Here is a 16,337-nt window from a genome sequence, read left to right as displayed (position 1 = left end):
CCCCGCCGCAGCTCCGGCCGCGGCCCCGGCCCCGGCCGCGGCCCCGGCCGCGGACGCCGCTCCGGCCGCCGCCCCGGCGGGCGGCGCCACCCCGGTGCTGCTGCCCGCGCTCGGCGAGTCCGTGACCGAGGGCACCGTCACCCGCTGGCTGAAGGCCGAGGGCGACACCGTCGAGGTCGACGAGCCGCTGCTCGAGGTCTCCACCGACAAGGTCGACACCGAGATCCCGTCGCCGGTCGCCGGCACCCTGGTGAAGATCCTCGTCGGCGAGGACGAGACCGCCGAGGTCGGCGCCCAGCTCGCGCTGATCGGTGCCGCCGGTGCCGTCGCCGCCACCCCCGCCCCGGCCGCTCCGGCCCCGGCTCCGGCCGCTCCGGCTCCGGCCCCCGTGGTCGAGGCCCCGGCCGCCGCCCCGGCTCCGGCCGCCCCGGCGCCCGCCCCCGTGGCCGCCCCCGCCCCGGCCGCTCCGGCGCCCGCTCCGGTGGCTGCTCCGGCCCCGGTCGCCACCGCCCCGGCCCCGGCCGCTCCGGCCGCGGACAACGGCGACGCCTACGTGACCCCGCTGGTGCGCAAGCTCGCCGCCGAGCACGGCGTGGCCCTGTCGGCCGTGTCCGGCAGCGGCGTCGGCGGCCGCATCCGCAAGCAGGACGTGCTGGCCGCCGCCGAGGCCGCGAAGGCCGCCCAGGCCGCGCCCGCCGCCGCTGCCCCGGCCGCCGCCCCGAAGGCCGCCGCCGCGCCGTCCGCGCTGCGCGGCCAGACCGTCAAGATGACCCGCATGCGCAAGGTCATCGGCGACAACATGATGAAGGCCCTGCACGAGCAGGCGCAGCTCACCAGCGTGGTCGAGGTGGACGTCACCAAGATCATGTCGCTGCGCGGCAAGGCCAAGGACTCCTTCCTCGCCCGCGAGGGCGTGAAGCTGTCCCCCATGCCGTTCTTCGTCAAGGCCGCCGCCCAGGCGCTGAAGGCCCATGCGGTCATCAACGCCCGGATCAACGAGGCCGAGGGCACCATCACCTACTTCGACACCGAGAACATCGGTATCGCGGTGGACTCGGAGAAGGGTCTGATGACCCCGGTCATCAAGGGTGCGGGCGACCTCAACATCGCCGGCATCTCCAAGAAGACCGCCGAGCTGGCCGACAAGGTGCGCGGCAACAAGATCACTCCGGACGAGCTGTCCGGCGCGACCTTCACCATCAGCAACACCGGCTCGCGCGGTGCGCTGTTCGACACCGTCATCGTGCCGCCGAACCAGGCCGCGATCCTGGGCATCGGCGCCACCGTGAAGCGCCCGGTCGTCATCGAGGCCGACGGCGGCACCGCCATCGGCATCCGCGACATGACCTACCTGTCGCTCTCCTACGACCACCGCCTGGTGGACGGCGCGGACGCCGCCCGCTACCTGGTGGCCGTGAAGGAGATCCTCGAGGCCGGCGAGTTCGAGGTCGAGCTCGGCCTGTAAGGACCGCGCCGCACCCCGCGGACGCACGCACGGCGGACCCCCGCCCCGGGACACCGGGGCGGGGGTCCGCCGTTCGCTCTCGACACCGGCGGGCCCTTCGGCTCGGGGCGGGGTCCGTCGTTCGCCCGCCCGCCTCCGGCCCGCTCCGGCACCGACGCCCGGGGCGGGGGTCGGTGCCTGCGCGCCCCCGGCGGTCCGCTCCGCCCCTCACCGTCGCGCCTCGCATGCATTGGCCGGGGTGAGCGTGGATGCTGGAGCGGTGATGTACGAGACGGACTTCTGGCAGCTGATCGACGACACCCGCGAGGCCGCGGCGGGAGACCCGGACGACCAGGCCGACGCGCTGGTGGACCGGCTGGCGCAGCTCACCCCGGACGACGTCGTCGACTTCGCCCGGCTGTTCGAGGCTCGCTTCCAGCGCGCCTTCACGACCGAGCTGTGGGCCGCCGCGCACCTGATGCTGGGCGGCGCCTCCGCGGACGACTTCGACTTCTTCCGGTGCTGGCTGATCGGCCAGGGCCGCGAGGTGTACGAGCACGCGGTGCACGAGCCGGACGAACTGGCCGTGCTGGTGCCCGACTTCGACGAGGAGGAGGACGGCGAGGCCGAGGACCTCGGCTACGCCGCCGACGAGGCGCACGAGCAGCTGACCGGGCTGCCGCTGCCCGACCTGGGTCTGGCACCGCAGGACGACCCGGAGGGCGCGCCGTTCGACTTCGAGGACGACGGCATCATGGCCAAGCGCTTCCCCCGGCTGTGGGAGCGCTTCGGGCGGTGAGGCGGGCACGGCCCGCCCGGCGGGGGGCGGCGGACCGGCCGACGTGACGGACCCGACCGGCACCGCGGTGCCGGCCGGGGGCGGGTCAGGCGCCGCTGCCCGAGGTGGTGGAGCGGATGCCGCTGACGATCGCGTCGATGGTGCCGAACGGGGGCGCCTGCGGGTCGTCGTCCACGCCGCCGTGCAGCAGCACGAAGCCGCTGCCGCGGGCGTCCGGCACGGCCACCATCAGCACGTAGCCGGCGGCGCCCTGCTTCGGCGTGACGTGCCAGCGCACCGCGTAGCCGATGGCGCCCGCGACCACGATCGGCCCGGAGGCCATCTCCTCGTGGCCGGTGAGGTCGCCGAAGATCCGCGGGGCGTACTCGGCCATCTGGGCCTTCGCGACCGTGGCCGCGTCGGTCCCGGGCACCGACACCGTCTCGACCGAGAACTGGCCGCGGATGCACTGCGACTCCATGCCGCAGTCGTACGGGCCGGTGACCTCGTAGACGGCGCTCGCGCCGCTGCTGGCGTGCACCGTCCAGCCGGTGGGCCGCGGCACGCGCCAGCCGTGCACCACGTCGGTCATCGTGCTGCCGGCCAGCGGCGGCGTGCTGGTGCGCGGGCTGGGACTGGTGCGCGGCAGGCTCGGGCTGGTCCGCGGGGAGGCGGAGAAGCTCACCGGCGGCGGTGCCGTGACCACCGGCGGATCGTCGTCGCCGCCCGAGGCCACCAGCACCGCGGCGGCCACCACGGCGAGGGCCAGCACGCCGCCGGCGATGCCGATGATCAGGCCGTTGCGGTTCTTCGGTCCGGTCGCCGTCGACGGGTAGGCGTACGGCGGGCCGGGCTGCGGGTAGCCGTACTGCCCCGGCTGCTGCTGCGGGTAGCCGTACCCGGGCTGCGGGACGGCCTGGCCGCTCCAGGCCTGGGTCGGGGCGTCGGCGATCTGCGCGGGCTGCGGGGCCGCGGCGGACTGGGCGGCCCGGACCTCGGCGGTCCAGGCGTTGCCGTCCCACCAGCGTTCCTGCGCGGTGCCGCCCGGCCCGGGCTCCGGGACCGGGTACCAGCCGGGAGGAATCGATGTGCTCACGGCCGTACGGTACCGGTCCCGGGGCACGGCCCGGCAGGGGAGGCAAGGTCACGACTTGGACCGGCCGGGTGCCGGCTGCCCCTGACGGGACGTCAGTCGACCAGCGGACGGCCCATCCAGACGTCGTCCACGTAGGCGCCGTCCAGCAGGAACTCCTCGCGCAGCACGCCCTCCACCGTGAAGCCGCAGCGCTCGTACAGGCGGCGGGCCGGGGTGTTGTGGCCGAGCACCCGCAGGGTGATCCGGCGGGCCCCGGCCGCGGCGGCGGCCGCGCAGGCGGCCTCGACCAGCGCCCGGCCGACGCCGTGGCCGCGGGCGCCGTGGTCGACGGCGAGGCCCTGGATCTGGCGGACGTGTCGGTTGCTGTCGAGCGGGGTCGGCACGGCCTGGCGCACGTACCCGACGACGCGGCCCCCGAGTTCGGCCACCAGGTAGCCGTCGGGGGTGTGCCGCTCGTCGAAGAAGGCGGTGCCCTCGGCGCGGCGCGGGGCCACCTCGCTGAGGACGGACCAGACGGCGCGGTCGAGGGCGGCGAGTTCGGCGTCGTCCTCGGCGCGGGCGGTACGGATCGTCAGGTCGTCGGACGGCATGACGGTCATGGTAGGGCGTGATAGGGGCGTGGGCGCCCGGGGCTGCGGGGACGGGCGGGGGCGATGCGGCCTTCCGGCTTGTCCGGCGCTGCGCGCCCCCTGGGGGTGACCTTGGGCGACGGGCATGTGGGACGGGGGTGGGGGTGGGGCGCGACGGCGTTCCGGTCCGTGCGGTCCGGCGCGCCCCGGATGGTGGGCGTCCGGTGGGCGGGGAGCTGGGAGGATGGGGGCATGCGCATCGCGGTGACGGGTTCCACGGGTCTGATCGGTTCCGCTCTTGTCCGCTCGCTGCTCGCGGACGGGCACGAGGTGGTACGGCTGGTGCGGCAGCGCAGCCGGGTAGGGCGGCAACCGGACGGGACGGTCGGGGTCGGCTGGAACCCCCGTCTGCTGCAGATCGACGCGGCCGGGCTGGAGGGCACCGACGCGGTGGTGCACCTGGCCGGCGCCGGGGTCGCGGACCGGCGGTGGACGCAGGCGTACCGGCAGGAGATCCGCGACAGCCGGGTGCTGGGCACGGAGACCGTGGCGGGTGCGCTGGCGAAGCTCAAGCGGCCGCCGAGGGTCCTGGTGAGCGCGTCCGCGGTCGGCTACTACGGCCAGACCGGCGACCGGGTCGTCGACGAGGACTCGCCCGCCGGGGACGACTTCCTGGCCCGGGTGTGCGTCGAGTGGGAGGCCGCAGCCCGGCCCGCGGAGGACGCCGGGATCCGGGTGGTGCACCCGCGCACCGGCCTGGTGCTGTCCGCGCGCGGCGGTGCGCTCGGCCGGATGCTGCCGCTGTTCCGGCTGGGGCTGGGCGGCCGGCTGGGGTCGGGCGGGCAGTACTGGAGCGTGCTGTCGCTGGCGGACGAGGTGGCCGCCATGCGGTTCCTGATCGACCGTGCGGAGATGTCCGGCCCGGTCGACCTCACCGGTCCGCGCCCGGTGACCAACGCGGAACTGACGGAGGTCCTCGGGCGGGTGCTGGGGCGGCCGACGGTGCTGGCGGTGCCGGAGTTCGCGCTGAAGACGGTGCTCGGCGAGATGGCCGTCGAGGTGGTGGGCAGCCACCGGGTGCTACCGGAGCGGCTGTTGGCGGCCGGCTTCCGGTTCCGGCACCCGGACGCGGAGTCGATGGTGCGGGCGGCCCTGCTGGGCTGAAGGACCCGCGCGGGAACCGGGCGGGAGACGGGTGGGAACCGGGCAGGAGACGGGCAGGACTGAGAGGGTCCGGTTCCGGGTAAGCGCCGTCGTACGTGGGGCGGACCCGGTCCGCCCACCGGGCGCACAGGGGCGCACGGTTGCAGACGGAGGGCGCGCCGTCGCGCCCTCCGTGACCGTGCGCGCCCGGCGCCGCCGGATCGCCGCTGGTCCGGCGCACGCTCGGTGACCGGGCCCCTCCGCAGTGCCACCACGACCCGGCGGCCGGACCCGATTCCACCGACCGCGCCGGTCTGATCAGCACATTGACGGGGCATCACGTTTGACGGACCGTACCCGGCACCCCGCTGCCCGCCTCGGCCGGAGCTCCACGGGCCCGGCCGCCGCCGCGCGGGCCCGGAGGCCGCCGTCAGGGAGGGAGCACACCCGTGCCCGCATACGACTTCATCCGCCGTTCCCGCCAGCCGTCCGACCCGGACGTGGTCGTGGTCGGTGCCGGCCTCGCGGGCCTGGCCGCCGCCCGCGCGCTGACCGGACAGGGCCTCAGCGTCCAGGTCCTGGAGGCCGCCCGGCGCATCGGCGGCCGGATGGCCTCGGACGAGCTGGACGGATTCCGGCTCGACCACGGCATCCACCTGCTCAACACCGACCACCCGGAACCGGCCCGCCGGCTCGACCTCGACCGGCTGGACCTGCGCCCGCTGGCCCCGGGCGTCCTGGTGCACAGCGCCGGCCGCCGCTACCGGGCGGGCGTCCCCCAGCAGGCCGCCGGACGCGGGGCGCTCGGCGGGGCACTGGGCAGCCCGCTCGAACGGGCCCGGCTGGCCGCCTCGCTGAACCGGCTCGCCGCCACGCCCGTCCCCCGGCTGCTCGCCCGGCCGGAGACCACCGCGGCCCGCGCGCTGGCCGACCGCGGCCTCGGCGGGCGGACCGTCGACGGCTTCCTGCGGCCGCTGCTGGGCGCCCTGCTGGCCGACCGCTCGCTGACCACCAGCAGCCGGGTGGCCGACCTGGTGCTGCGCTCCTACGCCCGGGGCCGGCTCTGCCTGCCCGCCGACGGGACGGCCTCGGTGCCCGCACAGCTGGCCGAGGGGCTGCCGGCCGGCACGGTGCGGACCGGGGTGGCGGTCACCGCGGTGTCCGCGGACGGTGTGGAGACCGCCCGGCACGGCCGGGTGGGCGCGCAGGCCGTGGTGCTGGCCTGCGACGCCCGCTCCGCGACCGCGCTGCTGCCCGGGCTGCGGCTGCCGGACTTCCACCCGGTGACCACGTACTTCCACGCGGCGGACCGCTCGCCGCTGGGCGAGCCGGCGCTGCTGCTGGACGCCGACCGGTCCGGGGTGTCGCACACGCTGGTGCTCAGCGACGTGCACCCCTCGTACGCGCCTGCCGGGCGGGCGCTGGTGGCGACCACGGTGCTGGGCCGGCGAGGCTACGACATCGGCGGCCCGGCCGGTTTCGAGCCGGTGGTGCGCCGGCGGCTGGCCGAGCTGTACGGCACGTCCACCGCCGGGTGGGAGTTCCTGAGCGTCCGCCACGCCCCGGACGCGGTGCCGGCGATGCCCGCCCCGCACCACTTCCGGCGGTCGGTACGGGTGCTGGCCGGGCTGTACGTGTGCGGCGACCACCGGGACACCAGCAGCCTGCAGGGCGCCCTGGTGTCCGGACGCCGGGCCGCGCAGGCGGTGCTGCGCGACCTCGGGCTGGAGACGGCGGTGCGGGCCTCCGACGTGGCGGCCTGACCGTGCCCGTCCGGCGGCCCGCCGTCGTGGCGGGCCGCCGGACGGCGCTCAGATCACCCCGGCCTGGCGGGCGGCCTCCTCGAAGGCCCGCACGGTCGGGGTGGCCCGGTAGGGGGCGAGGCGGCGGTGGAAGTCCCGCAGGTACTCCACCGTGCGGGCGGAGCGCATCTCGCCGGCGGCGCGCAGCGACTCGCCCGCCATCGTGCAGGACTCCTCGACCTCGCCCATGCCGAGCCGCGAGGTGGCCAGCACCAGGCGGCAGAGGATCCGGCTGCGGGCGTAGGCGGGGGCGCGCAGCCGCAGCGACTTCTCGGCGTGCTGGGCGGCGGGCCGCCACTGCTGCAGGTCCCGGTAGCAGTGCGCGAACTCGTCGGCCAGCTGGGCCTCGTCGAAGTAGCGCGACCAGGACGGCGCCTCGTCGCCCGGCCGGGCGGTGGCCAGCGCCCGTTCACAGCGGACCATCGCCGCGGTGCAGGCGCGGACGTCGCCGAGCAGCGCGTGGCCGCGGGCCTCGGCGGCGTGCATCAGCGCCTGGACGACCGGGGCCGCCGTGGTGCCGACGCCCTGCTGGGCGACCCGGGCGAGCTGGATCGCCTCCCGGCCGTGGCCGAGGTGGACGGCCTGCTGGCTCATGGTGGTGAGCACGAAGCCGCCGAGCACGCGGTCCCCCGCGGCCTGGGAGAGCCGCAGCGACTGGACGAAGTACCGCTGGGCGAGGCCGTGCGCGGCGATGTCGAAGGACGTCCAGCCGGCCAGCCTGGTGAGGTCGGCGACGGCGCCGAACAGCGCCCGGCCGATCTGCTCGCCGTAGCGGCCGCGCAGCATCGGCTCGGCCTCGCTCTCCAGGTAGCGGACCAGGGCCTGCCGGGCGTGGCCGCCGCCGTAGGCGTGGTCGAGCGCCCGGAAGAGGTCGCCGACCGCGCGGATGGCGGCGATGTCGCCGCGGCCGACCCGGACGGCCGGGCGGGAGTCCCGGCCGGGGGCGTTCTGCTCGGCGCCCTCGGTGCCGGGGAGCGGCCGGCGGGCCTGCTGCGGGACCCGTCCGGGGACGGGGCGCGCCGGGCCGCGGACGGCTCCGGCGGCGGCGGGCCGGGTGCCGGCCAGCTCCTCCGGGGGCAGCGTGGTGGCGTCCCGGGCGACCCGTTCGTCGGTGCGGCCGATCAGCCAGTCGCGGCTGGGGACGACCAGGCCGGCCGGGGTGAAGGCGATCTTGCGGAGCTCGGCGTACGGGCCGTTGTCCTTGCGCCACATGGAGGCGACGATGTCGACGGCCTCCTGCGGGGTCTCGGCGAATTCCAGCCCGGCGTAGACCGGGGCGCACGCGTCGAGGCCGACGTCCTGGGCGGTGAGGCGGCGGCCGAGCCGCCGGGTGAAGACCTCGGCGATCAGTGCCGGGGTCGCGCCGCGGGGCTGCTGGCCGCGCAGCCAGCGGGTCACCGAGGTCTTGTCGTAGCGCAGGTCGAGGCCGTGCTCCAGGCCGAGCTGGTCGACCCGGCGGGCCAGACCGGCGTGCGAGAAGCCGGACTCCTCGATGAGCGCGGCGAGTTGCGGGTTCTGGGTGCGGTGGTTCCCGGTGGCTGTCTCCACCGGGCGGTCGTCGTCTTCGTCGGACACCTGCGGAGGGGCCCCGGCCTGCACTTCGTGCGGGTCGAGCGCATCGAGCGGTCCGAACGCCGGGCTGTCGGTCACAGGCCGTTGGGGCATGTCAGTCAACACCTCTCGAGCGCCGCTCCGGTCCCCCCGGTTTTCGGGCGACGCCCCCTGTCGGGAATCGGCGTGACAGTAGCGAGCATTCGGGCGCTATGGGTCGATTCGGGCGTGCAATCCTCCGAACGGGTGATGCAAGGGCGCCCGATACGGGGAAGCGGGCGCACACGGGGTTTGGCTTGCACCACCGGTGCGCCCTGGGCCCGGCCATGGCGTCCCACCACACCTGCCGGGGCCGGCCTGTGTCGTCCGGACACATGGGAGCGGAGGCGGAGGATTCCTACCGTTCTCGGCCATGGACACCACTTCAGCCACCGCCCCGCCGGCGGCCCTGCGGGGCCGGACGGCGCTGGTCACCGGAGCCGCCTCCGGGATCGGCCGGGCCTGCGCCGAGGCCTTCGCCGCGGCCGGCGCACGGGTGTACGTCGTCGACGTCGCCGCCGCCCCGGCCGAGGAGCTCGCCGGGCGGATCGGCGGGGTCGCCGTCGTCGCCGACCTCTCCGACCCGCAGGCGGTGGAGGCCCTGCCGGACGACGCCGACATCGTCGTCAACAACGCCGGCCTGCAGCACGTCGCCCCGCTGCACGAGTTCCCGACCGAGCGGTTCGCGCTGATCCAGCGGGTCATGGTGGAGGCGCCGTTCCGGATCATCCGCCGCACCCTGCCGCACATGTACGGGAACGGGTGGGGACGGATCGTCAACATCTCCTCGGTGCACGGGCTGCGCGCCAGCGCCTTCAAGTCGGCGTACGTGACCGCCAAGCACGGGCTGGAGGGGCTCAGCAAGACCGCCGCCCTGGAGGGCGCCCCCCACGGCGTCACCAGCAACTGCATCAACCCGGGCTACGTGCGCACCGCCCTGGTGGAGCGGCAGGTCGCCGCCCAGGCCCTGGCGCACGGCATCCGCGAGGACGAGGTGGTGGAGCAGATCATGCTCGACCGCACCGCCGTCAAGCGGCTGATCGAGCCCGACGAGGTCGCGCAGCTCGCGCTCTGGCTCTGCTCCCCGTCCGCCTCCTACATCACCGGCGCCAGCCTGCCCGTGGACGGCGGCTGGACGGCCCACTGACCCGGCCCCTCCCGGCCTCCGTCCCGCGGGCCCCCCGCCCGTACCCTCCCGCACAGCCCCTCCCCCGAGAACAGGTGACCCCATGGCCCACTCTCCCGACGTCGCGAGACCAGGCTCCCCGCTCTGGAAGGTGGTCGGCGCCAGCCTCATCGGCACCACCGTCGAGTGGTACGACTACTTCCTCTACGGCACCGCCGCCGCCCTCGTCTTCGGCAAGGTGTTCTTCCCCGACAGCGACCCGCTGACCGGCACCCTGCTCTCCTTCCTCACCTACGCCATCGGCTTCGCCGCCCGCCCGCTGGGCGCCCTGGTGTTCGGGCACTTCGGCGACCGGATCGGCCGCAAGCGGCTGCTGGTGCTGAGCCTGCTGCTGATGGGCGGCGCGACCACGCTGATCGGCTGCCTGCCGACGTACCGCCAGATCGGCGTCGCCGCGCCGCTGCTGCTCACCGCGCTGCGGCTGGTGCAGGGCTTCGCACTGGGCGGCGAGTGGGGCGGCGCGGTGCTGCTGGTCTCCGAGCACGGCGACCGGGCCCGGCGCGGCTTCTGGGCGTCCTGGCCGCAGGGCGGCGCCCCGGCCGGCAACCTGCTGGCGGCCGGCGTGCTGTCGTTGATGACGGCGACCCTCTCGGACGAGGCCTTCCTCTCCTGGGGCTGGCGGGTGCCGTTCCTGCTCTCCGCGGTGCTGGTCGCGGTCGGCCTGTGGATCCGGCTCGCGGTGGACGAGTCGCCGCTGTTCCAGCAGGCGCTCCGGGCGGCGAAGGCCCGGACGTCCGTGGAGCAGCCGCCGCTGGTCGCCGTGCTGCGCAACCACTGGCGGGACGTGCTGGTCGCCATGGGCGCCCGGATGGCGGAGAACATCTCGTACTACGTGATGACCACCTTCGTGCTGGCGTACGCGGTCGGGCACGTCCACCTGCCGAAGCAGACCGCGCTGAACGCGGTGCTGATCGCCTCCGCGGTCCAGTTCGCGCTGATCCCGCTGTTCGGCGCGCTCTCCGACCGGGTCGGCCGCAAGCCGGTGTACCTGGCCGGCGCGGTCGGCGTGGGCGTCTGGGCGTTCGTCTTCTTCGGCATGGTCGACACGAGGTCCTTCGGCGCGCTGGTCGCGGCGATCACGATCGGCCTGGTCTTCCACAGCGCGATGTACGCCCCGCAGGCGGCGTTCTTCTCCGAGCTGTTCGCCACCCGGATGCGGTACTCCGGCGCCTCGATCGGCGCCCAGTTCTCCTCGGTCGCGGCCGGCGCCCCCGCCCCGCTGATCGCCACCGCGCTGCTCAAGGACCACGGCAGCTCGACCCCGATCGCGGTGTACGTGGCGATCGCGGCCGCGATCACCGTCCTCGCGGTGCTCTGCTCCCGGGAGACCCGCGGCGAGGACCTCGCCGACACCGAGCCGGCCCGCGAGGGCGTGCCGGTCGGCTGACCCGCCGGCGCGGCCCGGGGCGACTCCCCCGCCCCGGGCCGGGCCGCTCCCGGACCGCACGGATGAATGGCACGATGGCCCGCACCATGAACGAGCCCCCCGAGAGCGCCGCCCCCGCACTGCGCCGGCTGATCGACCTGCTCGCCTCCGGCGCGGCCACCGAGGACTTCGCCGAGGTGCTCGCCGAGGCGCGCCGGCAGGGCGCGCCCGCCGCCGTCCTCGCCGAGATCGACGCCGCCGCCTGGCAGGCCCTGCGGGTGCACCGGACGCTGCGCCAGCACCGGCGTCGCGAGGCGGAACTGACGGCGCTCTTCGACACCGCCGGCGACCTCGCCGCCTCCCGCGACCTGGACGCCGTGCTGCAGGCCATCGTCCGCCGGGCCCGGATGCTGCTCGGCACCCACACCGCGTACCTCACCCTCCCCGACGAGGAGGCCGGGGACACCTACATGCGGGTCACCGACGGCTCGGTCTCCCAACTCTTCCAGACCCTGCGGCTCAGCCTCGGCGACGGCCTCGGCGGGCTGGTCGCGCAGACCGCCCGGCCGTACGCCACCCCCGACTACCGCACCGACGAGCGGTTCCACCACACCGGCACCATCGACGCCGGTGTGCTGGACGAGGGCCTGGTCGCGATCATCGGCGTGCCGCTGCTGCTCGGCGGCCGGGTGATCGGCGTGCTGTTCGCCGCCGACCGCTCCCCGCGGGCCTTCTCCCCCGACGAGGTGGCGCTGCTCTGCACCCTCGCCGCGCACGCCGCCGTCGCCCTGGACACCGCGAAGGCGCTCGCCGACACCCGGGCCGCGCTCACCGACCTCGCCGCCGCCAACCACGTCATCCAGGCGCACGCCGCCGTCGTCCAGCGCGCCGAACAGGCCCACGACCGGCTCACCGACCTGGTGCTGCGCGGCGCCGAGGCCGCCGACGTCGCCGCCGAGGTCGCCACCCTGCTCGGCGGCGAGGTCGCCGTCCACGACGGCGACGGGCACCCGCTCACCGGCCGCCCCGGCCCGGACGGCGCCGCGGGCCCGTCCCGGCACCTCGCCGACGCCTTCGCCGCCTCCCGCACCGAGGGCCGCGCGGTGCGCCGCGGCGAGGACTGGGTCTGCGCCGCCCTGGCCGGCCACGACCTGCTCGGCGGCCTCGTGCTGCGCGGCCGCGCCGACCTCGACGACGCCGACCGGCGGATCTTCGAACGGGCGAGCGTGGTCACCGCGCTGCTCCTGCTGCTGCGGCGCTCCGTCGCCGAGACGGAGAACCGCGTCCGCGGCGAGCTCCTCGCCGACCTGCTCACCGCACCCGACCGCGACCCCGCCGGCCTCACCGCCCGCGGCCGCCGGCTCGGCGTCGACCTCGGCCGCCGCTACCTCGTGCTCGTCGCCGAGGCCGACCCCGCCGACCGCTCCCGGCTCGCCGGGGCCGCCGCCCGCCACCTCTTCGGCACCCGCGGCATCAGCGCCGAGCACGGCGAGGCCGTCGTGCTGCTGCTGCCCGACGACGGCACCGCGCCCGACCGGGCCGCCGCCGACGCCGCCGAACGCCTCGCCCGGCTCGCCGGCTGCCCGGTCACCGTCGGCGCGGGCGGGCCCGCCGCGGGGCCGGCCGCGCTCGCGGCGGCGCACGGGGAGGGGGTGCGGTGCGTGCGGGCCCTGCGGGTGCTCGGGCGCGAGGGCTGCGGGGCCTCCGCCGCGGGGCTCGGCTTCCTCGGCGTCCTGCTCGGCGACGGGCACGACGTCGCGGGGTTCGTCGGGGCCGCGCTCGGCCCGCTCGTCTCCTACGACGCCCGGCGCGGGACGGAGCTGGTCCGCACCCTGCGGGCCTACTTCGACTGCGGCGGCAGCCTCACCCGGGCCAAGGACGAACTGCACGTCCACGTGAACACCGTCGTCCAGCGGCTGGACCGGATCGAGGTGCTGCTCGGGCGGGACTGGAACTCCCCCGAGCGCGCCCTGGAACTGCAGCTCGCCCTGCGCCTCCAGCTCCTCGCCGGGGCCTGACGGCGGCGGCCTCCTCGGGGGCCGAACGGCTCTTCCGGGGGCAGGCGTACAGTGACCGGGTTGGTCTCGAACGCCTGGCAAGGAGCAGCGGTGAGCGAGGACGTACGGTTCGTGACGATGGGGATCGGCGAGGGTGCCGTCCCGTACCCGGAGGCCTGGGAGGAACAGCAGCGGCTGCACGCGCTGCGCGTCGCGGACGAGATCCCGGACACCGTGCTGCTGCTGGAGCACCCGCCGGTGTTCACCGCGGGCAAGCGCACCAACCCGGAGGACTACCCGCTGGACGGCACCCCGGTGGTGCAGGTGAACCGGGGCGGCGAGATCACCTGGCACGGGCCGGGGCAGCTGGTGGGCTATCCGATCGTGAAGCTGCCGGACCCGGTCGACGTGGTGGCGTACGTGCGCCGGCTGGAGGAGGCGCTGATCCGCGCCTGCGCCGAGGTCGGGGTGGCGACCTCGCGGGTGGAGGGCCGCAGCGGGGTGTGGGTGCTCGGCGAGGACATCCCGGACGCGGTGGTGGATCCGTCGCAGGTGGTGGAGATCGGCAAGCTGACGCTGCGGATGGGGCTGCCGCTGGGGATCGATCCGCGCCTCGCCGGTCCGGAGTACGCGCCGTCGAACGCGGGGCAGCGGGGCGACGACCGGAAGCTGGCGGCGATCGGCGTCCGGGTGGCGCGCGGGGTGACGATGCACGGGTTCGCGCTGAACTGCGATCCGGACATGACCTGGTTCGACCGGATCGTGCCGTGCGGGATCCGGGACGCCGGGGTGGGGTCGCTCTCCGGTGAGCTGGCCCGGCCGTTCGGCGTGGCGGACGCGCTGCCGGTGGTGCAGAGGCACCTGGCGGAGGTCTTCGCGGAGCTGCCCGAGCCCGCGGTCGCCCGCTGAGGCGGGAATCTACCGATCAGTAGCCACGTTGCCCTGCGATTGAGGGGCAACAGGCCCGGTACAGGCGATGAAAGCACAGGCGTACCCTGGGGGTACCCCGTCTAGTTCTAGGAGTTGCACGTGTCCGCTGTCGCGCCCGACGGCAGGAAGCTTCTCCGCCTGGAGGTCCGCAACAGCGAGACCCCCATCGAGCGGAAGCCCGAGTGGATCAAGACCCGGGCGAAGATGGGCCCGGAGTACAACGCCCTGCATTCGCTGGTGAAGAAGGAGGGGCTGCACACGGTCTGCCAGGAGGCCGGCTGCCCCAACATCTTCGAGTGCTGGGAGGACCGCGAGGCCACCTTCCTCATCGGCGGTGACCAGTGCACCCGCCGCTGCGACTTCTGCCAGATCGACACCGGCAAGCCCGCCGAGTTCGACCGGGACGAGCCGCGCCGGGTCGCCGAGTCCATCGTCACCATGGACCTGAACTACGCCACCATCACCGGTGTCGCCCGTGACGACCTGGAGGACGGCGGCGCCTGGCTGTACGCCGAGACCGTCCGCCAGGTGCACGCGATGACCGCCGGCCGCGAGGCCGGCCGCACCGGTGTGGAGCTGCTGATCCCGGACTTCAACGCCGTCCCGGAGCAGCTCGCCGAGGTCTTCTCCTCCCGTCCCGAGGTGCTGGCGCACAACGTGGAGACGGTCCCGCGGATCTTCAAGCGGATCCGCCCGGCCTTCCGCTACGAGCGCTCGCTGGACGTCATCACGCAGGCCCGCGCGGCCGGCCTGGTCACCAAGTCCAACCTGATCCTCGGCATGGGCGAGACCCGCGAGGAGGTCAGCCAGGCGCTGGCCGACCTGGTCGGGGCGGGCTGCGAGCTGATCACCATCACCCAGTACCTGCGGCCCTCGCTGCGCCACCACCCGGTGGAGCGCTGGGTGAAGCCGCAGGAGTTCGTGGAGCTGCAGGAGGAGGCCGAGGAGCTCGGCTTCGCCGGTGTGATGTCGGGTCCGCTGGTGCGGTCCTCGTACCGCGCGGGCCGGCTGTACCGGCAGGCGCTGGAGCACCGCGAGCGCGCGGCGGTCTGACGCCGGCACCCGGGTCCGGCCCGGAGGGGTCCGCGCGGGGCCGTACGAGGGTCGTACCGGAAGCTTCGGGGGCGGCGGGCAGGAGCCTGCCGCCCTCCGGCGTACCTGCGGCGCGGCCGTCTTGCAGTCGTGCGGCTTTCATGCGACTTTGACCGGCAGGTCACCGATCGGTAACACCTGCGGGCGACCCTGACGGTGTCAGTCGTCCGCCGGTCCTGAGGGGAGCTGTTGAGCATGGGGGCAGTGAGCGGAGTGCAGCGCGGCCTGTTGCCGGCGCGGATGCCGTCGGTGGGCGGCGCCCTGCGCTACGCCGAGAGCGTGCTGCTGGCCGGCGGCCAGCGGCAGGCCCGCCGCAACGCCTGGGCCGCGGTCTGCGAGAACCGCCGGCACGCCGCCGAACGGGAGCTGGACGCGGGCGCGGCACCGGGCCTGCGCCGCCGTTCCTGAGACGCCGTTCCCGGGACACCGTTCCCGAGACGTCACCGGAGCCTCGCGCCGGGCCCTTCCCCGCTCCCCGCGCGGGGTGCCCGCGGGTCCGTACGGGCGGGGTCGGCACCGGTCGGGGCACCGCCCTTGGATAACCCGCCCCCCCGGCACGTACCATGAGCCCTATGGCGAGGGAAACATCCGAGAACCCCGGGCGGCTGCAGCAGATCCGCACGGCGTACACCATGACCAAGAAGGTCGACACCAAGATCGGCCTGATCATCGCCGCAGTCGGCCTCATCACCTTCGGCGTGTTCCTCGCCATCGGCTTCGCGATCGGGCACCCCGTCTACCTGGGCATCCTCGGCTTCGTCGTGGGCTTCCTGGCGGTGGCGGTGGTCTTCGGACGCCGGGCCGAGCGGGCCGCCTTCGGGCAGATGGAGGGCCAGCCGGGCGCGGTCGCTGCGGTGCTGAACAACATCCGGCGCGGCTGGAACGCCAACCCGACCCCGGTGGCGGTGACCCGCAGCCAGGACGCGGTCTACCGCGCGGTCGGCCGCCCCGGCATCGCGCTGATCGGCGAGGGCAACCCGAACCGGGTCCGTCCGCTGCTGGCCGCCGAGAAGAAGAAGATGGCCAAGGTCGTCGGCGACGTCCCGGTGCACGACATCATGGTCGGCAACGGCGAGGGCGAGATCCCGCTGAAGAAGCTGCAGATCCACCTGATGCGGCTGCCGCGCGCGATCACCCCGGCCCAGGTCACCGAGACCAACGACCGGCTGCGCGCGCTGGGCGACCTGCTCTCCCGCGCGCCCATCCCCAAGGGCCCGATGCCCAAGGGCGCCCGGATGCCCAAGGGCGGCCAGGTCCGCTGAGCCCCCACCCCCACCGACACCACGGCCCCGCCGCGAATCCTCGCGGCGGGGCCGTTCGACGTTCCGGGCCGGCGCCCGGGCC

At 75.4% G+C, this 16,337-nt stretch carries 14 protein-coding genes; 11 read left to right on the top strand and 3 right to left on the bottom strand.

What is annotated here, in order from left to right; all coding sequences use genetic code 11:
* Together sucB and AB0O09_RS29700 are read left to right on the top strand one after the other, a co-directional pair.
* A partial coding sequence (gene sucB, locus AB0O09_RS29705; protein ID WP_363546739.1) for a 2-oxoglutarate dehydrogenase, E2 component, dihydrolipoamide succinyltransferase occupies window positions 1-1,465 on the top strand: 1,465 nt, incomplete at its 5' end.
* Between the two features lie 262 nt (window positions 1,466-1,727).
* Entirely contained in the window at window positions 1,728-2,243 is a 516-nt protein-coding gene (locus AB0O09_RS29700) for a DUF4240 domain-containing protein (protein ID WP_344628550.1), read from the top strand.
* Window positions 2,244-2,328: 85 nt separating this feature from the next.
* Here the strand turns inward: AB0O09_RS29700 and AB0O09_RS29695 are convergent, their stop codons facing one another.
* Window positions 2,329-3,318, bottom strand: coding sequence for a DUF2510 domain-containing protein (locus AB0O09_RS29695; protein ID WP_363546735.1), 990 nt, complete (start codon window positions 3,316-3,318; stop codon window positions 2,329-2,331).
* A gap of 92 nt (window positions 3,319-3,410) precedes the next feature.
* Window positions 3,411-3,917, bottom strand: coding sequence for a GNAT family N-acetyltransferase (locus tag AB0O09_RS29690; protein ID WP_363546733.1), 507 nt, complete (start codon window positions 3,915-3,917; stop codon window positions 3,411-3,413).
* Window positions 3,918-4,139: 222 nt separating this feature from the next.
* Here AB0O09_RS29690 and AB0O09_RS29685 point away from each other — a divergent pair, with 222 nt between their 5' ends.
* Both AB0O09_RS29685 and AB0O09_RS29680 read left to right on the top strand, forming a co-directional pair.
* On the top strand, window positions 4,140-5,051 hold the full coding sequence (locus AB0O09_RS29685) for a TIGR01777 family oxidoreductase (protein ID WP_363546731.1): 912 nt from the start codon (window positions 4,140-4,142) through the stop codon (window positions 5,049-5,051).
* A gap of 428 nt (window positions 5,052-5,479) precedes the next feature.
* Window positions 5,480-6,793, top strand: a complete 1,314-nt coding sequence (locus AB0O09_RS29680) for an FAD-dependent oxidoreductase (RefSeq protein WP_363546728.1) — start codon at window positions 5,480-5,482, stop codon at window positions 6,791-6,793.
* 48 nt (window positions 6,794-6,841) lie between these two features.
* On the opposite strand, the gene AB0O09_RS29675 is transcribed toward AB0O09_RS29680, so the two are convergent.
* On the bottom strand, window positions 6,842-8,497 hold the full coding sequence (locus AB0O09_RS29675; RefSeq protein ID WP_363546725.1) for a regulator: 1,656 nt from the start codon (window positions 8,495-8,497) through the stop codon (window positions 6,842-6,844).
* A gap of 298 nt (window positions 8,498-8,795) precedes the next feature.
* On the opposite strand from AB0O09_RS29675, the gene AB0O09_RS29670 reads away from it, so the two are divergent.
* The 7 genes from AB0O09_RS29670 to AB0O09_RS29640 all read left to right on the top strand — a co-directional run bounded on the left by AB0O09_RS29670 (window position 8,796) and on the right by AB0O09_RS29640 (window position 16,255).
* On the top strand, window positions 8,796-9,569 hold the full coding sequence (locus AB0O09_RS29670; RefSeq protein ID WP_363546723.1) for a 3-hydroxybutyrate dehydrogenase: 774 nt from the start codon (window positions 8,796-8,798) through the stop codon (window positions 9,567-9,569).
* 82 nt (window positions 9,570-9,651) lie between these two features.
* On the top strand, window positions 9,652-10,995 hold the full coding sequence (locus AB0O09_RS29665; protein WP_363546720.1) for an MFS transporter: 1,344 nt from the start codon (window positions 9,652-9,654) through the stop codon (window positions 10,993-10,995).
* Between the two features lie 86 nt (window positions 10,996-11,081).
* Window positions 11,082-12,992 (top strand): helix-turn-helix domain-containing protein, encoded by a 1,911-nt coding sequence (locus AB0O09_RS29660; protein ID WP_363546718.1) that lies wholly within the window; start codon window positions 11,082-11,084, stop codon window positions 12,990-12,992.
* A gap of 117 nt (window positions 12,993-13,109) precedes the next feature.
* Window positions 13,110-13,880 carry a lipoyl(octanoyl) transferase LipB gene (lipB, locus tag AB0O09_RS29655; protein ID WP_363546745.1) on the top strand — a complete coding sequence of 257 codons (771 nt, stop codon included), beginning with the start codon at window positions 13,110-13,112 and terminating at the stop codon, window positions 13,878-13,880.
* A 120-nt stretch (window positions 13,881-14,000) separates the two neighbouring features.
* Window positions 14,001-14,954 (top strand): lipoyl synthase, encoded by a 954-nt coding sequence (lipA, locus tag AB0O09_RS29650; RefSeq protein WP_344626648.1) that lies wholly within the window; start codon window positions 14,001-14,003, stop codon window positions 14,952-14,954.
* 243 nt (window positions 14,955-15,197) lie between these two features.
* Window positions 15,198-15,401, top strand: a complete 204-nt coding sequence (locus AB0O09_RS29645; protein WP_363546750.1) for a hypothetical protein — start codon at window positions 15,198-15,200, stop codon at window positions 15,399-15,401.
* 164 nt (window positions 15,402-15,565) lie between these two features.
* Window positions 15,566-16,255: a DUF4191 domain-containing protein gene (locus AB0O09_RS29640; RefSeq protein ID WP_344626646.1), complete on the top strand. Its 690-nt coding sequence runs from the start codon at window positions 15,566-15,568 to the stop codon at window positions 16,253-16,255.
* Window positions 16,256-16,337: the final 82 nt, after the last annotated feature.

Origin of the sequence: Kitasatospora sp. NPDC093679 (genome assembly GCF_040683455.1) — a bacterium.
GTDB lineage: Bacteria > Actinomycetota > Actinomycetes > Streptomycetales > Streptomycetaceae > Kitasatospora > Kitasatospora arboriphila.
Note: the sequence above shows the minus strand (reverse complement) of the source record. Positions and strands in the feature narration are given on the sequence as shown.

Coding starts and splice junctions, on each gene's coding strand:
- lipB (WP_363546745.1), top strand. CDS start 13,110: ATGGGGATCGGCGAGGGTGCCGTCCCGTACCCGGAGGCCTGGGAGGAA.
- AB0O09_RS29670 (WP_363546723.1), top strand. CDS start 8,796: ATGGACACCACTTCAGCCACCGCCCCGCCGGCGGCCCTGCGGGGCCGG.
- AB0O09_RS29700 (WP_344628550.1), top strand. CDS start 1,728: ATGTACGAGACGGACTTCTGGCAGCTGATCGACGACACCCGCGAGGCC.
- AB0O09_RS29690 (WP_363546733.1), bottom strand. CDS start 3,917: ATGACCGTCATGCCGTCCGACGACCTGACGATCCGTACCGCCCGCGCC.
- AB0O09_RS29660 (WP_363546718.1), top strand. CDS start 11,082: ATGAACGAGCCCCCCGAGAGCGCCGCCCCCGCACTGCGCCGGCTGATC.
- AB0O09_RS29665 (WP_363546720.1), top strand. CDS start 9,652: ATGGCCCACTCTCCCGACGTCGCGAGACCAGGCTCCCCGCTCTGGAAG.
- AB0O09_RS29685 (WP_363546731.1), top strand. CDS start 4,140: ATGCGCATCGCGGTGACGGGTTCCACGGGTCTGATCGGTTCCGCTCTT.
- AB0O09_RS29640 (WP_344626646.1), top strand. CDS start 15,566: ATGGCGAGGGAAACATCCGAGAACCCCGGGCGGCTGCAGCAGATCCGC.
- AB0O09_RS29675 (WP_363546725.1), bottom strand. CDS start 8,497: ATGCCCCAACGGCCTGTGACCGACAGCCCGGCGTTCGGACCGCTCGAT.